This window comes from Desulfovibrio sp. ZJ200 (assembly GCF_011039095.1).
Classification (GTDB): Bacteria; Desulfobacterota; Desulfovibrionia; order Desulfovibrionales; family Desulfovibrionaceae; genus Desulfovibrio.
The window spans coordinates 1-13,836 of sequence record NZ_JAAKEH010000023.1 but is presented as its reverse complement, the minus strand read 5'-3'; the positions used below and the strand labels follow the sequence as shown (position 1 = coordinate 13,836).

Annotated in this window: 16 protein-coding genes; 7 read left to right on the top strand and 9 right to left on the bottom strand. The window is 51.7% G+C overall.

Annotated features, from left to right (window positions below; translation table 11 throughout):
- Positions 1-21: 21 nt before the first annotated feature.
- From G7Y52_RS07990 to G7Y52_RS07970, 5 genes are all read right to left on the bottom strand, one after another.
- Positions 22-1,581, bottom strand: coding sequence for an outer membrane homotrimeric porin (locus tag G7Y52_RS07990; protein ID WP_165069744.1), 1,560 nt, complete (start codon positions 1,579-1,581; stop codon positions 22-24).
- Positions 1,582-1,816: 235 nt separating this feature from the next.
- Entirely contained in the window at positions 1,817-3,340 is a 1,524-nt protein-coding gene (locus G7Y52_RS07985; protein WP_165069740.1) for an outer membrane homotrimeric porin, read from the bottom strand.
- Positions 3,341-3,801: 461 nt separating this feature from the next.
- Positions 3,802-4,508, bottom strand: a protein-coding gene (locus G7Y52_RS07980) for an IS1 family transposase (RefSeq protein WP_206215237.1) whose coding sequence is annotated in 2 segments (ribosomal slippage) — positions 3,802-4,172 and positions 4,172-4,508 — 708 coding nt in all. Because the reading frame shifts where the segments join, the coding sequence is not laid out codon by codon here.
- A gap of 82 nt (positions 4,509-4,590) precedes the next feature.
- On the bottom strand, positions 4,591-5,196 hold the full coding sequence (locus G7Y52_RS07975) for a hypothetical protein (protein ID WP_165069730.1): 606 nt from the start codon (positions 5,194-5,196) through the stop codon (positions 4,591-4,593).
- On the bottom strand, positions 5,177-5,431 hold the full coding sequence (locus G7Y52_RS07970; RefSeq protein WP_206215236.1) for a helix-turn-helix transcriptional regulator: 255 nt from the start codon (positions 5,429-5,431) through the stop codon (positions 5,177-5,179). Before G7Y52_RS07970 ends, G7Y52_RS07975 begins: the two co-directional genes overlap by 20 nt.
- A 170-nt stretch (positions 5,432-5,601) precedes the next feature.
- Here G7Y52_RS07970 and G7Y52_RS07965 point away from each other — a divergent pair, with 170 nt between their 5' ends.
- The gene (locus G7Y52_RS07965) at positions 5,602-6,789 is read left to right on the top strand and encodes a site-specific DNA-methyltransferase (RefSeq protein ID WP_165069725.1); all 1,188 of its coding nucleotides are present in this window, start codon (positions 5,602-5,604) and stop codon (positions 6,787-6,789) included.
- Between the two features lie 382 nt (positions 6,790-7,171).
- Here the strand turns inward: G7Y52_RS07965 and G7Y52_RS14965 are convergent, their stop codons facing one another.
- Positions 7,172-7,603 carry a helix-turn-helix domain-containing protein gene (locus tag G7Y52_RS14965; RefSeq protein WP_206215235.1) on the bottom strand — a complete coding sequence of 144 codons (432 nt, stop codon included), beginning with the start codon at positions 7,601-7,603 and terminating at the stop codon, positions 7,172-7,174.
- Positions 7,604-7,779: 176 nt separating this feature from the next.
- Here G7Y52_RS14965 and G7Y52_RS07955 point away from each other — a divergent pair, with 176 nt between their 5' ends.
- The 4 genes from G7Y52_RS07955 (at position 7,780) to mobV (ending at position 11,814) form a co-directional block, all read left to right on the top strand.
- Positions 7,780-8,808 carry a Fic family protein gene (locus G7Y52_RS07955; protein ID WP_165069714.1) on the top strand — a complete coding sequence of 343 codons (1,029 nt, stop codon included), beginning with the start codon at positions 7,780-7,782 and terminating at the stop codon, positions 8,806-8,808.
- Positions 8,805-9,197 (top strand): hypothetical protein, encoded by a 393-nt coding sequence (locus G7Y52_RS07950; protein WP_165069708.1) that lies wholly within the window; start codon positions 8,805-8,807, stop codon positions 9,195-9,197. Before G7Y52_RS07955 ends, G7Y52_RS07950 begins: the two co-directional genes overlap by 4 nt.
- Positions 9,198-9,452: 255 nt before the next feature.
- On the top strand, positions 9,453-11,231 hold the full coding sequence (locus tag G7Y52_RS07945) for an AAA family ATPase (protein ID WP_165069700.1): 1,779 nt from the start codon (positions 9,453-9,455) through the stop codon (positions 11,229-11,231).
- Positions 11,232-11,316: 85 nt separating this feature from the next.
- Complete coding sequence (gene mobV / locus G7Y52_RS07940) at positions 11,317-11,814, top strand: MobV family relaxase (RefSeq protein WP_241159662.1); 498 nt, start codon at positions 11,317-11,319, stop codon at positions 11,812-11,814.
- Here the strand turns inward: mobV and G7Y52_RS07935 are convergent.
- Genes G7Y52_RS07935 through G7Y52_RS07925 form a run of 3 tightly spaced genes read right to left on the bottom strand, consistent with a single transcriptional unit; the run spans position 11,750 to position 12,921 of the window.
- The gene (locus G7Y52_RS07935) at positions 11,750-11,995 is read right to left on the bottom strand and encodes a hypothetical protein (protein WP_165069695.1); all 246 of its coding nucleotides are present in this window, start codon (positions 11,993-11,995) and stop codon (positions 11,750-11,752) included. The genes mobV and G7Y52_RS07935 overlap by 65 nt on opposite strands.
- 9 nt (positions 11,996-12,004) lie before the next feature.
- A complete protein-coding gene (locus G7Y52_RS07930) occupies positions 12,005-12,631 on the bottom strand; it encodes a hypothetical protein (protein ID WP_165069692.1) in 627 nt (208 codons plus the stop codon).
- Complete coding sequence (locus G7Y52_RS07925; RefSeq protein WP_165069687.1) at positions 12,562-12,921, bottom strand: hypothetical protein; 360 nt, start codon at positions 12,919-12,921, stop codon at positions 12,562-12,564. Before G7Y52_RS07925 ends, G7Y52_RS07930 begins: the two co-directional genes overlap by 70 nt.
- A 17-nt stretch (positions 12,922-12,938) precedes the next feature.
- Here G7Y52_RS07925 and G7Y52_RS07920 point away from each other — a divergent pair, with 17 nt between their 5' ends.
- Together G7Y52_RS07920 and G7Y52_RS07915 are read left to right on the top strand one after the other, a co-directional pair.
- On the top strand, positions 12,939-13,346 hold the full coding sequence (locus tag G7Y52_RS07920) for a protein MobC (protein WP_241159661.1): 408 nt from the start codon (positions 12,939-12,941) through the stop codon (positions 13,344-13,346).
- Between the two features lie 16 nt (positions 13,347-13,362).
- Positions 13,363-13,698 carry a recombinase family protein gene (locus G7Y52_RS07915; RefSeq protein ID WP_241159660.1) on the top strand — a complete coding sequence of 112 codons (336 nt, stop codon included), beginning with the start codon at positions 13,363-13,365 and terminating at the stop codon, positions 13,696-13,698.
- The last annotated feature ends 138 nt before the right edge of the window (positions 13,699-13,836 follow it).

Genomic DNA, 13,836 nt, shown 5'->3' with positions numbered 1-13,836 from the left:
GACCCGACGCCCTGTGTGCGCTTAGAAGCTGTAGGCGAAAATGAGCTGGGCCTTCCAGGCGTCCTGCTTCTCAAAGGAAGTGTCGCGCGCTCCGGCCTTTTTCCAGGCGTCATTGTCGATGCAGTTGACAATATAGCCCAGTTCCAGGTTCATTTCCAGGTTTTCATAGATCTGCCAGGCATTGATCAGATTGAATTCCAGCAGGCTGTCCTCGGTGGTCAGGTACGGGCCGTCGGAATAATCCGTGCCGTAATTCCAGGCATAGGCGGTATCCATGTACTTGATTTCCGAGGGGCTGTTGGTGCCGCCCCAGTAGGCCACAGTGAGGCTGTGCTTGAGGTCTTCCAGGAAGCTCACGTCTTTCACGCGCAGGCCAATGCCCCAGGTGCCCGCATAGCTCACGCCCTTGTCCACGTAGCCGGCGCCCGGGCCCCAGCCGTAGTTGCCGTCGCCCATGAAGGAGGTGAAGTTGCCGTAAGGATCGATGGAAGGCATACGCTCGGAGCCGTTTCTGGGGTTGCCGTCGTCGCCCGAGGCATACCAGCCGAAGATGCCGGGCACGCCCCAATCCAGCTTGTATTCCACCAGGGCCTTGGCCAGCCAGCCAGAACGCTCGGTACTGGAGCGCTTGCTCCAGGCGCCGCCGTCGCGCGGGGCGTCGTAACGGCCCATGGCTTCCACGTAGCCGTAGTTCAGATCCACCTCAATGTTCAACGGGTCCCAGGCGGTGATGGCAAAGGGCAGACCGGCCCAGAACATGGAGCCGTAGGCCTTGCCCGTCCGACCGCTGTTGGGCAGCCAGTTGTCCTCACCCCGGTTGCCGCTGTAAGGCGCCAGGGTGAAGTTGGGGTAGCCGTCGGAAAGCTCACTGTCCGCGTAGTCGGCAAATTTGCCGGTATTTTTGCCGCGCATGCCGTACATGGCCCAGGGGGTGATCTCAAAGCCGTCCAGGGTCACGGGCAGCATCAGGGCGACGAGATCCATATTGTCCAGATAATTTCTGTTGTTATTGGAGGTAATATCCCTCCAGTTGCCGCCCGCATAGTTGTCGTTGAAGGGGCGCATCCACAGGGCGGTCAGGCCCACGTTCTCATTGAACTGATAGGAGGCGGTGATCCCGGCCACGTCCGTGTCGAACACGGCGGAGCCGCCGGCCTTGTTGGGCAGGGTCACGCCCTGAATGCCCATGCGGAACTTCAGGTCGGTCTGGGGCACGACCCAGTCGATGTAGGCGCGCTTGATCTTGATGACGCTGTTGCCGTCCGCGCCCAGCGCGCCGCCCTGATTGGCATTGCCCCATTTCTGACTGCCGATTTCAAAGTAGACCGTGCCGGACAGAGCTTCGGAAGCCACGGCGTCCAACTGCAGGCGGACGCGCTGGCGAGCCTGGAACATGTCCTCGTTGTTGTACTTCTGTTTGTTGGCAGCCGCGCCGTCACGGGTTTTGTTGATCAGGGTGGTGTCGCCCACGCCGAAGCCCATCAGCCACTGGCCCTTGGCCTTGAAGTCAATGGCGCTCGCGCCGCTTGCCGCGCCGAGCAGCATTCCCGCAGCCAGAATAAGCGTACAGAGACGTTTCATGATTTCCCTTCCTCTCCATAAAGTAAAAAATTGTCTTTCACGTCACGTACAGGTTGCTTTCAGCCTTATCGGCTTTTTTTTCAAAGGGCAAGCTTTTTCGTAAAAAATTTTTTACCGGCGGCCCTGCTCTTTTCGGCATGCCCGGTAGAAACAAAAAAGGGGAGCCGAAGCTCCCCCTGCCTCTGCGTCACGTGACAGGCGTCACGGATACAGAGCAACAGTATGCGTTATGGCGCTAGAAGCTGTACGCAAAGGTGAGCTGCGCCTTCCACATGTCCTGCTTCTGGAAGGAAGAGTCGCGCGCTCCGGCCTTTTCCCAGGTGTCGCTATCCATGAAATTGGCCACATAGCTCAATTCCAGGTTCACGTCGAAGTTTTCATACATCTGGTAGCTGTTGACCAGGTTGAACTCCAGCAGCCCGTCCTCGGTGGTCAGATAGGGGGAAGTGCCGTTGCCGTAGCCCTCGGCCCAGGCATAGGAGTTCGTCATGTATTTGACTTCGGAGGTGTTGTTGGTGCCGCCCCAGTACGCCACGCGGAAAGTGTGCTTGAGGTCTTCCATGAAGCTCATGTCGCGGACTTGCAGACCCAGGCCCCAGGTGCCGGAATAATCCAGCGCAAAGTCCTGCCACATCCAGCCGTAGTTGCCGTCGCCCAAAAAGGAGGTGAAGTTGCCCATGGGCACGATGGAAGGCATGCGCTCGGAACCGTTTTTGGGGCTGCCGTCGTCGCCCGAGCCGTACCAGCCGAAGATGCCGGGCACGCCCCAATCCAGCTTGTATTCCACCAGGGCCTTGGCCAGCCAGCCCGAACGCTCGGTGCTGGATCGCTTGCTCCAGCGGGGCGTGCCGGCATAGCCGCCGCGCCAGGCGTCGTAGCGGCCCATGGCTTCCACATAGCCGTAGTTCAGATCCACCTCAATGTTCAACGGGTCCCAGGCGGTGATGGCAAAGGGCAGACCGGCCCAGAACATGGAGCCATAAGCCTTGCTTGTGTCGCCGATCTGATCCGCGGCGGGGTACGGACGCAGGCTGTAAGCCAGATTGCCGTCCTTGGAACCCCAGGAACGGTTGTAGTCGGCCAGGGTGTTCTCGCCCTGCATGCCGTACATGACCCAGGGGGTGATCTCAAAGCCGTCCAGGGTGACGGGCAGCATCAGGGCAAAGAGATCCATGTTGTCCAGATAATTCCGGTGGTAATTGTTGCCGTCCTTGAGGTAGCCCCGGTAGTTGTCATTGGCCGGGCGCGCCCACAGGGCGGTGAGGCTCACATTCTCGTTGAACTTGTAGGAGGCGTTGATGCCCGCCACATCCGTATCCATGATCGCCGAGCCGCCCGCCTTGCTGGGCAGGGCCACGCCCTGAATGCCCATGCGGAACTTCAGGTCGGTCTGGGGCACGACCCAGTCGATGTAGGCGCGCTTGATTTTGATCACGTTGTTGCCGTCAGCGCCCAGAGCGCCGCCATCCGCGGCTTTGCCCCAGGCCTGGGTGCCGATTTCAAAGAAGACCGTGCCGGACAGGGCTTCGGAGGCCACGGCGTCCAACTGCAGGCGCACGCGCTGATTGGCGGCGAACTGGTCGTTGTCGTTGTACTTCTTCTTGTTCGCGCCGTCGCGGACCTTTTGCAGCGGGCTGGTTTCGCCCACGCCGAAGCCCATCAGCCACTGGCCCTTGGCCTTGAAGTCAATGGCGCTCGCGCCGGTGGCCGCGCCGAGCAGCATACCGGCGGCCAGAAGAAGCGTACAGACACGTTTCATACTTTCCTACCTCTTTGTGTTGACCCCGTAAAACGGGAAATGCCTTCCTGCCCCATACAGACTCCCAGAGCTTTTACAGGGCTGCCGAGCAAAAGACAAGCATTTTCGTAAAAGAGAGTTTCACTTTAGGAGTGATAAACGTTCATCAATACTCCATTGACCCTGAACCTGGCAAACAAAGCCAAACTCATGTCCATCATTTTCTGAGAGCGACTGACAACACAAGTACGACGATGGAATCGCGCCAGCCACTGCCTTTGCAAAAAGTTATTCTGTTCAACCGAGAAGATCGGCCTGTCCCGCGATATGCTCACGCGCCGAGGGATCGGCGGCGTCCAGAAAATAGCGGCTGACCACAAAGGCCGCGACGCCGCCTTCCCGCATCAGGCTGATGGACCTGGCCAGGAAATAGTTGTGGATGGAGAATTTCCGCAGTTCGGGGAAATCAGGATCGGAGAGTATTAACTAAATAATGCTTTAATGTCATCCAGAGTTCCATTCAGATGAAACCTGGCAAAAAGAGCCATCGTCAAGTCAACCCTATGCAGACTTCGTGAAACAACGACCGACTTTCGGCGGAATCTGGCAAACCAGTGACGCTGGCGACAATTGTTCCTTTCTATGCGGACTGTGCCACTTTTCCCCTGAAGCAGATCGTTTTCGGCTATCTCCAGAGGATAAACCTTCCACTTGTCCGTACAGTAAAACCAGACTTTCCACTTTTTCAATCGCTCCATCAATCTGTGGAGGGTAGCCTGATCACGCCCGCCACATTCCCGGTCGATGAGTTGACCGGTATCACGACAACAGGCTTTCCAGATCCAAAGTTTCTTTTTTTTGACTTCAGAAAATGCCACATTTCATCAAGCTCAACAATGATGGCCTCCCCAGGTTCAGGCTTTTCATAAACACGCTCCGCAAAAGTTCGTACCCAACGTAAAACAGCGGGGGGTGAAACATGAAAAATTCGGGCAATGGCAGACAGGGACAGACCCATGGTATACAGCGTGACCGCAAGGGCTTTTTCACTTGCCGGGCGGCCACGTGGAGTGGTGCGAGTAAATTGAAATCCACAATTCTTGCAGCGATACCGTTGTTTTCCCAGAATCTTTCCGCTTCGATATACCGTGCAGGCATGGCACTTGGGGCAGTCGGGCTTTGCTTCCATGGGCTCCTCCTGTGGGAGGCATATCACACATTTACATCATATTGTTAATACTCTCAAATAATCAGTAATGATGAAATATCTTCTAGATAATAGCTCTTCCATCTTTACCCTTTGGAATCTTTGGAACATGAGAAGAAATTTCATCGTATGTTATACTTATTATATCAAATGGGGCATTTGGGCATTCTTTTCTAAAGAGATCAAAATATGGCATAAGCTCTTCAAAATTACCAATTCTATCCGTAAGATATTTAGCAAGCTCTTTGTTTGGTAACACCAGATATGCACTACAAATTGCGGTTCCTAACGTAGCTAATATTTTATTGATTGCTCTATGGCTTGAAGATATATTACCAGTTTCCCATTCAAATACAACATTTCCTTCTGGAATAGTTATCATAGCATCAAAATCACCAGGAGTTAAAACTCCTGGAGGCAATTGCGGAAATGCTTCTGCTTTCCACGAATTGGAAACTAATGCTGAAATACATGGATATTTAATTGGAACAACACCATTACCTTCTCTTCTTTTTTTACCAGATTGGGGGAAGATACTAAACTTTCCAGTGCCATGAGGCCAATCAGTGCCTCGAATAGCTTGTATTACTTGTTGATTAATTTTTTGCCAGGAGGCACGTTGCCGTAGCCATTGACCAGTGCCGATCTGCTCAATTTTGACAATTTTCATGCGAATGACCTATTTCAATAATTTGTTGCACAACCTTTTCTGCTGGTATTTCAAATGCCTGTGATAAAATAAAAAAAGTTTTTAATGTGGGCTGTCGTTTGGCTCGCTCAAGCAGCGAAATATAGGTACGATCCAATCCAGTCTTAAGAGCTAGGGATTCTTGGGAAAATCCCTTTTCAACGCGAGTTTTTTTTAAAAATTCGCCAAAATAGGCAGGGATATTATCTGTATTCATAATACTTGCCTTTCTAGCTAATTTAGGTTATTTGTCTACGGACTATAGTCACTAAGGCAGTCCATTGAAAACATCGATTTTTAAAAGTGCTCAATCGATAATTTCAACGACTTCGTGTCCTGAAGTTTGGCCAAAACCGAGTTTTTCCACGACCTGTTAATGGGGCTATTATGAATGGATTTTGTCTAAAAAAAATTCTAGCAAGTAAAGCGTCAGCCGCAACTGAAGCCAGCTCTATTTCTCGATTGACTGGAATTTCAAAAGAAGCGATAGAATTTTATTTGAAGGAAGAAAAATTTCCACTCGGGGATGACCTAGAAAAATTGCTTACATTTTTGAATATATCGGAAGACGAGCTCAGATTAAAGATAGGTTCTCATTCATATTCTTTGCTTGATTCTTTTCTTATAGCACCTTATCAAGATATAAATGCAAATACAGTAAGCAATACAGTTGAGCCTGATTTTAAAACTTCATTAGGTAAATTATATCATGAAGATTGTATCCATCTTTTAAAAACATTACCAGATAACTACTTTAATTTAATTTTTGCTGACCCCCCATTTAATTTGTCTAAAATGTATCCATCAAAAATAAACGATTCTTTATCATACAATGTGTATATTAGATGGTGTGAACAATGGATTATTGAATGTTGTCGAGTTTTAAAATTTGGTGGATCTTTTTTTATTTGGAATTTGCCAAAGTGGAATTTTATTTTTGCATCAATATTAAATGAATACTTATCATTTAGAAATTGGATAGTTGTAGATATGAAATATTCATTACCTATTCCAAATAAATTATATCCATCTCATTACTCATTATTATATTTTATTAAAGGAAAATCTCCTTTAGTTTTTTTACCAGATAGACTTGAAATGAAAATATGCAAAAATTGTTATAGAGAAATAAAGGATTATGGTGGATATAAAAATAAAATGAATCCAAAAGGAATTAATTTATCAGATGTATGGGATGATATTTCACCAGTACGTCATGCAAAATATAAGAAAAGAAAAAATTCTAATGAATTACCAATTAAATTACTTGATAGAATAATTGAGATGTCATCAATGGAAGGGGATTTAATTTTTGATCCATTTGGCGGATCTGGAACAACATATATTGTATCCGAATTAAAAAAGAGAAAGTGGATCGGATGTGAAATAGGCCCCTTAGATGTTATTCAAGATAGATTTAAAAATATAGATGATGAATATGAATATTTAAAGCAAATAAGGTCATATTATAATAATCTTTTTTCATGTAAGATTGCTAAAGAAAGAAGAAAAAAAGGAATGTGGGTGCCTGAAGATTTTAATAATAAAAGCATTATTCAAGGATCTTTAATTTAAATACAGGCCACCCGGATCTGCCGGAGGAGATGAATTGATATTTCTAAGCCATTAATAAAGTACTTTACTATTAAGGACTCACGTCATAAGTTTATCATTTGAGAGTATTAACTAAATAATGTTTTAATGTCATCCAGAGTTCCATTCAGATGAAACCTGGCAAAAAGAGCCATCGTCAAGTCAACCCTATGCAGGCTTCGTGAAACAACGACCGACTTTCGGCGGAATCTGGCAAACCAGTGACGCTGGCGACAATTGTTCCTTTCTATGCGGACTGTGCCACTTTTCCCCTGAAGCAGATCGTTTTCGGCTATCTCCAGAGGATAAACCTTCCACTTGTCCGTACAGTAAAACCAGACTTTCCACTTTTTCAATCGCTCCATCAATCTGTGGAGGGTAGCCTGATCACGCCCGCCACATTCCCGGTCGATGAGTTGACCGGTATCACGACAACAGGCTTTCCAGATCCAAAGTTTCTTTTTTTTGACTTCAGAAAATGCCACATTTCATCAAGCTCAACAATGATGGCCTCACCAGGTTCAGGCTTTTCATAAACACGTTCCGCAAAATTTCGTACCCAACGTAAAACAGCGGGGGGTGAAACATGAAAAATGCGGGCAATGGCAGACAGGGACAGACCCATGGTATACAGCGTGACGGCAAGGGCTTTTTCACTTGCCGGGCGGCCACGTGGAGTGGTGCGAGTAAATTGAAATCCACAATTCTTGCAGCGATACCGGTGTTTTTCCAGAATCTTTCCGCTTCGATATACCGTGCTGGCATGGCACTTGGGGCAGTCGGGCTTTGCTTCCATGGGCTCATCCTTTTGGGGGGATATAACACACTTACATCATATTGTTAATACTCTCAAACAGATTTCCCCCGCCAAAAATGACAGCTGAACCCCGAAACAACAATTTTGCAGCAAGCTGCTGCAACATTGATTCTGGAGCAGAGTAGAGAAAGCTGGCCTGCCCGGAGAGAGGACGCATGACGTATCCGCCATATACCATCACCAGCGCCATCCTCAAAGGTGTGGCAGGCATCAGTGCACAGCTTGCCACGCTTGCCGCCGTCAGAGGGCTTGCCGTGGATCTTCTGTCTCCGCACCTGCGGCGGGAAAATCGCATTCGCACCATCCATGCCTCACTCGCCATTGAAAACAATACGCTCAGCCTGGAGCAGGTGACAGACATCATTGACGGCAGGGCGGTCATTGGGCCACCCCGCGATATTCAGGAAGTGCACGGCGCTGTGTCCGCCTACGAAAAGCTGGACACATGGCAGCCGCACAGTCTGGAAGACCTGCTGTCGGCCCACGCGATACTCATGCGCGATCTTGTGGAAAAGCCCGGCAGCCTCCGCACGGGCGGCGTGGGCGTGTTTCAGGGCAGCAAGGTCGTCCACATGGCCCCGCCCGCGCAACTTGTGCATGGACATCTGAAAAGACTTCTTGGCTGGCTGGAAGGCACGGACGAGCACCCTCTGGTCGCGAGCTGCGTTTTTCACTATGAGTTCGAGTTCATCCATCCATTTGCCGACGGGAATGGCCGCATGGGACGGCTCTGGCAGACGCTTATCCTCAGCAAATGGAATCCCCTCTTTGCGTATCTGCCGGTGGAAACCATTGTCCGCAATCGGCAGGCTGAGTATTACGACAGTCTCGGTTGCGCTGACGCGCGGGGAGAAGCCACCGCCTTTGTGGAGTTTATGCTCACGGCTCTGGGCGATGCCCTGGCAGACATCCGAAGCGATCAAGCAAGCGACCAAGTAAGCGATCAAGTCCGGCGTTTGCTGGCTCTGCTTGGGCAAGGGGAAAAAAGCGCGGCTGAATTGATGAGCGGGCTAGGGCTGCGCCACGCCCCCACATTCCGCAAGAATTATCTGTCGCCCGCGCTGAAAGCCGCTCTTGTTGAAAGAACGAGACCGGATTCCCCCCGCAGTCCCTTGCAAAAATACAGGTTGACAGCGGCGGGAAGAAGCTTTGAAGGTCACGGAAAACCTGCCCCCGGAAAATGAATGAACTCACGGAGCAAAATCAAGCGTTGCTCGCTGAGAAAGTTGAATACCAAAACAAAGAGAAAACCCTTTCCGGCAGAGAAAAGAGCCTGGAAAGCCGGGAAAACGTCAAGCTGCCTGTCCGGCGTATTTTCTATCCTCTGGTGAATCGACTCATTGCCGAGGCCAGGCCGGGAAGAAAGTACACCCGTACCAAAATTCAGGAAGAATTTTTGCGGGAACTTGACTCCTTCCCCGAACTCAAGTCTGCGGTTCGGGACGCGCTTCATACCCCTCAAAAAGCCAAAAACAACACTCCCTTTGAGTTGGCAGGCTGGGCTATGGAAGAAATTCGTCTTGCCCTGGGTGAGTACGCTCAAACAAGTCCAGGGCGCGACAGGGAAAGCTGAATTTCCGCTCAAATCTCTCAGCTCTGTGAAATATTTTTTGCGGCACCCGCACAACTCAGTATTTTTTAATAATCTGAAATTATTCAACAAAAATAAAAATCTCCGAGATTGACAGAACTCGGAGATTTTTTCTTTTCACTGGCATCGCACCGGGAATTTTATTCTTTTTCAAGACCGGTATCCTTCCTTCAAACACCGCCTGACATAGAGCGTTTTGCTAATGAAATTAGCTAAACGCTCTGGCAGGGCGAAGCCATGCCCGCCGCGAGCGTCAGCGACGTTCTTGAGCAGCATGGCCTTATTCCTGAAGAAATCCTTGCTGACGGCACTCTTCACCGCTGCCCCACAGAAAGCAAGCCGCGCAAGCTGAACGGCGCGTATATCGCCCATCTGGACAAACCGGCCACGCTCTGGTGGTGCAACTGGGAAACCGACGATCAGGGCACGTTCTGCGCCGAGGAAAAACAGACGCTTTCCCCTGCGGAGATGTCCGCATGGCGGGAGCGCCAGCAATCCATCCGGCGACAGCGGGAAGAAGAATGTACCAGACGCCATGCGGAAGCAGCCCAACAGGCCAGACAGGACTGGACTTCGGCAAGAGCGTGCGACCCCAATCATCCTTACCTGCGGCGCAAGGGCATTCCGGCTTTGGAAGGCATACGGCAGGCGCGGGATGGTGCGTTGCTTATCCCTGTTTTGGATGCCGCAGGCAATCTGCAAAGCCTGCAACGCATCTATCCCGATGGAACCAAGTATTTTCTCACGGGTGGCAAGGTGTCTGGCGGTCAATTCATCATTCAGGGCCGACCGGAAAAACCGATAGCCATCTGCGAAGGCTTTGCCACTGGCGCAAGCATCTTTCTTGCAACGGGCTGGACGGTCTGTGTGGCCTTTTCCGCAATAAATTTTCCAACAGTTGCCAGAACCACAAAAGAGCGGTTTCCAGACAGACCAATCATTATCTGCGGCGACAATGACGAAGCCGGACGCAAGAAAGGCGAAGAAGCGGCCAGAGTTGCAAATGCTCAACTTGTGCTCCCCAATTTCACCAGTGGCAACGGCACTGATTTCAATGATCTTCACCAGATTGAAGGCATTGAAGCCGTCCGCTCGCAACTGGAAGCAGCCCTGACCAAACAGCATGGCCTTGTTGCCTTGGACATGAGCGAGTTCCTATCCATGCAGATACCCGACCGGGGTTATCTTCTATCGCCCATTTTGCCGGTTCAGGGGATAGGCATCCTTTACGCTCCGCGAGGCGTGGGCAAGACCTTTGCCGCCCTGAGTGTGGCCGTGGCTGTCGCCTCCGGCGGCGCGGTGTTCAACTGGCGCGCGCCCATGCCCAAGCGGACGCTGTATGTGGACGGTGAAATGCCAGCCACATCCATGCAGAGCCGTTTGTCCTCACTGGTGGGCGGCATGGCCATCCCGCCGCAGGCGCTGAAAAACCTTTCACTTATCACGCCGGACTTGCAGCCGTGCGCCATGCCGGATTTGTCCACGCCCAACGGGCAGGCCATGATTGAGCCTCTCCTGAAAGGCGTGGACATGGTAGTGCTGGACAATATCGTCACACTCTGCCGCACGGGCAAGGAAAACGAATCGCAGTCCTGGCAGGCTATGCAGGCGTGGCTTCTGGATCTGCGTCGCAGGGGTATTACGGTTCTCCTGATTCACCACGCCGGAAAGTCCGGCGACCAGCGCGGCACCAGCGCCAAAGAGGACATTATGGATACGGTCATCAGCCTCCGCAGACCAAAGGAATACGCAATGGCCGAAGGCGCGCGTTTTGAGGTTCATCTGACCAAGGCCAGAGGCATTCTCGGCGACGACGCCAAGCCTTTTGAGGCCAACCTGATTACCGAGGGCAACGCTCTGCATTGGCAGGTTCGGGAAATTGAGGATGTGGAACTGGAGGAGCTGAAAAGGCTGCTTGGCGAAGGCTACAGCATCCGCGACTGCGCCGAGGAAATGGGCAAATCGAAGGGCGCGATTCAGCGACTGAAAAAGAGATTGGAAGCCTGCTCAAAATAGGCCGGTTGGAGGTGTACCGCTGTACCGCTGCTTAAGCGCCGGTACAGCGGTACACCTGTTTCTTACAGGTTAAGGAAGTTTCATTATGTCCACACTCGTCCTGCATATGGACAAATTCAAAAAAGACGCTATTCGCGGCATTCAGTCGCACAACCGGCGCGAACGTGAGAGCCATTCCAACCCTGACATTGATTACAGCCGGAGCGCCGGAAATTACGATCTATGTGAAAATCCGTCCGCCAATTATGCCGAATCCATTCAGAATCGCATTGACGATCTGCTCCTGGTCAAGGCTGTGCGCAAGGACGCTGTGCATCTATGCGGGCTTGTGGTCAGTTCCGACACGGCATTTTTTGACACACTCACTGCCGAAGAAACCAGGCGTTTTTTCGAGGAGAGGGCGGCCTTTCTGACCGACTTCGTGGGCAGGGAAAACGTCATCTCGGCAATGGTACACATGGATGAAAAGACGCCGCACATGCACTTCCTTCATGTGTCGGTAACGCCGGACGGACGGCTCAGCGCCAACAGCATCTATACCCGCGCCAGTCTGAAAAAGCTGCAAGCCGACTTGCCCGCCTAGAGCAGATTACCTTTGACTTTTTATGAAAGTCAAAGGTGGCATTCAGGCGAAAAACGCGGTTTTCGCCTGAATGTACGCCGCGTTGCGGCGGCTGCCGCTTTCGCGTCAGCAGAGCATTTTCAAAGAGAAAATGCTCTATCTGCAAAGCCGTGGCTTCGCCATCCAGCGCGGCGTCGAGCAAAAGCCGGGCTCAGCCAAAAAGCATCTGGATACGCGGGAGTTCAAACAGCAACAGGAGGCCCTGAACAGACTGATTCAAGAATCTGAAGAGATGGCCCAACGTTTCCAGAAAACTATCGACGAATTGGAGCAGCGTGAAGAAGAGCTGAAAAAGAGCATTGAAGAGCATGAGCGGCAGGCCGAAGAAGCGGAAAAAATTCTTCAGGAGGAGTTCTCGCTCCCGAAGGCCACCGTTTTCAACTACCAATCCATCCTGCAAAAAGCGTCCGCTCTCATTGCCGAACAGAAAAAGGCGCTTGCCGTCAAGCACATCACCCAAACGCGGATGGAAAATCTGCAACGGGAAGCGGAAGCGTTGCGCCAAAAGCAGACGCGGCTTGAAGGGGAATACGCGGCCCACAGAAAGCAAAGCCATGAGGAAAAAGAATCGCTGGGGTCCCAATTGGAAAAAGCGGACGCGATCATGGCTGGGTTTCTGGAATTTTTGCGTTTGCCGGAAATCCGGCCCCTGCATCTCGACTTCCTGAATCGCAAGCGGGCCGAGCTGCTCCAACGCCAGAGCGAGCGTCAGGAAGCGGAGGCCCGGCAAGAAGCCCGTGAACAGCACGTCCAGCAGGAACGGGAAGCCGTGCCGCAACGCCGGAGATCAAGGATGCGCTGACCGTCCGCCGGGAATCTCGGCTCAGGGTCGAGCCATAGCCCACTAGAGCAGATTACCTTTGACTTTTTATAAAAGTCAAAGGTGGCATTCAGGCGAAAAACGCGGTTTTCGCCTGAATGTACGCCGCGTTGCGGCGGCTGCCGCTTTCGCGTCAGCAGAGCATTTTCAAAGTGAAAATGCTCTATACTTCCCTGCGGGAAGTCGTGGGCAAGCGTGCCGCTTGACCGCCAAAGGCAAAAGACAAAACCGGGGTCACGCCCCGTCAATCACAGGAGAAAAGAACATGAGCATCACAGCCAGCCAACTGAAGGAAATCCGACAGGCGTTTGCCTACCTCAAGCCCGCCACTGTCACGCTGGACGGAAACCGCGCCATGACCGTAAAGCAGGCCATTTTCACTCTCGCCCCGACGCTGGAGCGGATGAAAAAGCGCGGCTTTGACACACAGGAGCTCGTCGAGAAGCTGCACGAGAAGGGGATCGAGGTGAAGGCCCAAACCCTGACCAAATATCTGACCGAGGCCCGACGGCTGAAAGAATCCGGAAAGGCCAAAAGGCAAGACACGCCCCCGCCCGCCTCAACCACGGCGAAGGCCCCAGCCATAGCCCCCAGCCCCGCACAGAACAATGACAGGCCCAGGCCGCTTTGGGGGCCGCACCTTCCCCCCGATCATCCGCAAAACCATCGGTGAGAGCAACTGTGAACCGATGCAAAAGGACAACCCTATGGAACAGACCTACGGCTACATCCGCGTATCCAGCGCGGATCAGAATGAAATCCGGCAGCGTATCGCCCTGGAACAGCAGGCCATACCGCCCGACCGCATCTTCATGGACAAGATGTCGGGCAAGGACTTTCAGCGGCCGCAATACCAGGCCATGCTCAAAAAGCTCAGGCCCGGCGATCTGCTCTGCATCACCAGCATCGATCGACTGGGCAGAAATTATGAGGAGATTCTGGAGCAATGGCGCGTACTGACACGGGAAAAGCACGTGGATATTCTCGTGCCGGACATGTCCTTACGTGCTCTAGTTTCGACTTGATCTGACAGTACCCCCTTGAAAAGGAAAGGGAACTCCGTTTTGATGGAAGTGTAAGCAACCCATCAACCGGGCGTCATGCCCAAGGAGTTCCCGATGCAAAGTTTCAACCAAAGCGTCATCAAACACAAGACCGGACTT

What these genes read in the sequence shown, in the direction of transcription:
- G7Y52_RS07990 (WP_165069744.1), bottom strand. Translation starts at nt 1,581, where the DNA reads ATGAAACGTCTCTGTACGCTTATTCTGGCTGCGGGAATGCTGCTCGGC.
- G7Y52_RS07985 (WP_165069740.1), bottom strand. Translation starts at nt 3,340, where the DNA reads ATGAAACGTGTCTGTACGCTTCTTCTGGCCGCCGGTATGCTGCTCGGC.
- G7Y52_RS07975 (WP_165069730.1), bottom strand. Translation starts at nt 5,196, where the DNA reads ATGAAAATTGTCAAAATTGAGCAGATCGGCACTGGTCAATGGCTACGG.
- G7Y52_RS07970 (WP_206215236.1), bottom strand. Translation starts at nt 5,431, where the DNA reads ATGAATACAGATAATATCCCTGCCTATTTTGGCGAATTTTTAAAAAAA.
- G7Y52_RS07965 (WP_165069725.1), top strand. Translation starts at nt 5,602, where the DNA reads ATGAATGGATTTTGTCTAAAAAAAATTCTAGCAAGTAAAGCGTCAGCC.
- G7Y52_RS14965 (WP_206215235.1), bottom strand. Translation starts at nt 7,603, where the DNA reads ATGGAAGCAAAGCCCGACTGCCCCAAGTGCCATGCCAGCACGGTATAT.
- G7Y52_RS07955 (WP_165069714.1), top strand. Translation starts at nt 7,780, where the DNA reads ATGACGTATCCGCCATATACCATCACCAGCGCCATCCTCAAAGGTGTG.
- G7Y52_RS07950 (WP_165069708.1), top strand. Translation starts at nt 8,805, where the DNA reads ATGAATGAACTCACGGAGCAAAATCAAGCGTTGCTCGCTGAGAAAGTT.
- G7Y52_RS07945 (WP_165069700.1), top strand. Translation starts at nt 9,453, where the DNA reads ATGCCCGCCGCGAGCGTCAGCGACGTTCTTGAGCAGCATGGCCTTATT.
- mobV (WP_241159662.1), top strand. Translation starts at nt 11,317, where the DNA reads ATGTCCACACTCGTCCTGCATATGGACAAATTCAAAAAAGACGCTATT.
- G7Y52_RS07920 (WP_241159661.1), top strand. Translation starts at nt 12,939, where the DNA reads ATGAGCATCACAGCCAGCCAACTGAAGGAAATCCGACAGGCGTTTGCC.
- G7Y52_RS07915 (WP_241159660.1), top strand. Translation starts at nt 13,363, where the DNA reads ATGCAAAAGGACAACCCTATGGAACAGACCTACGGCTACATCCGCGTA.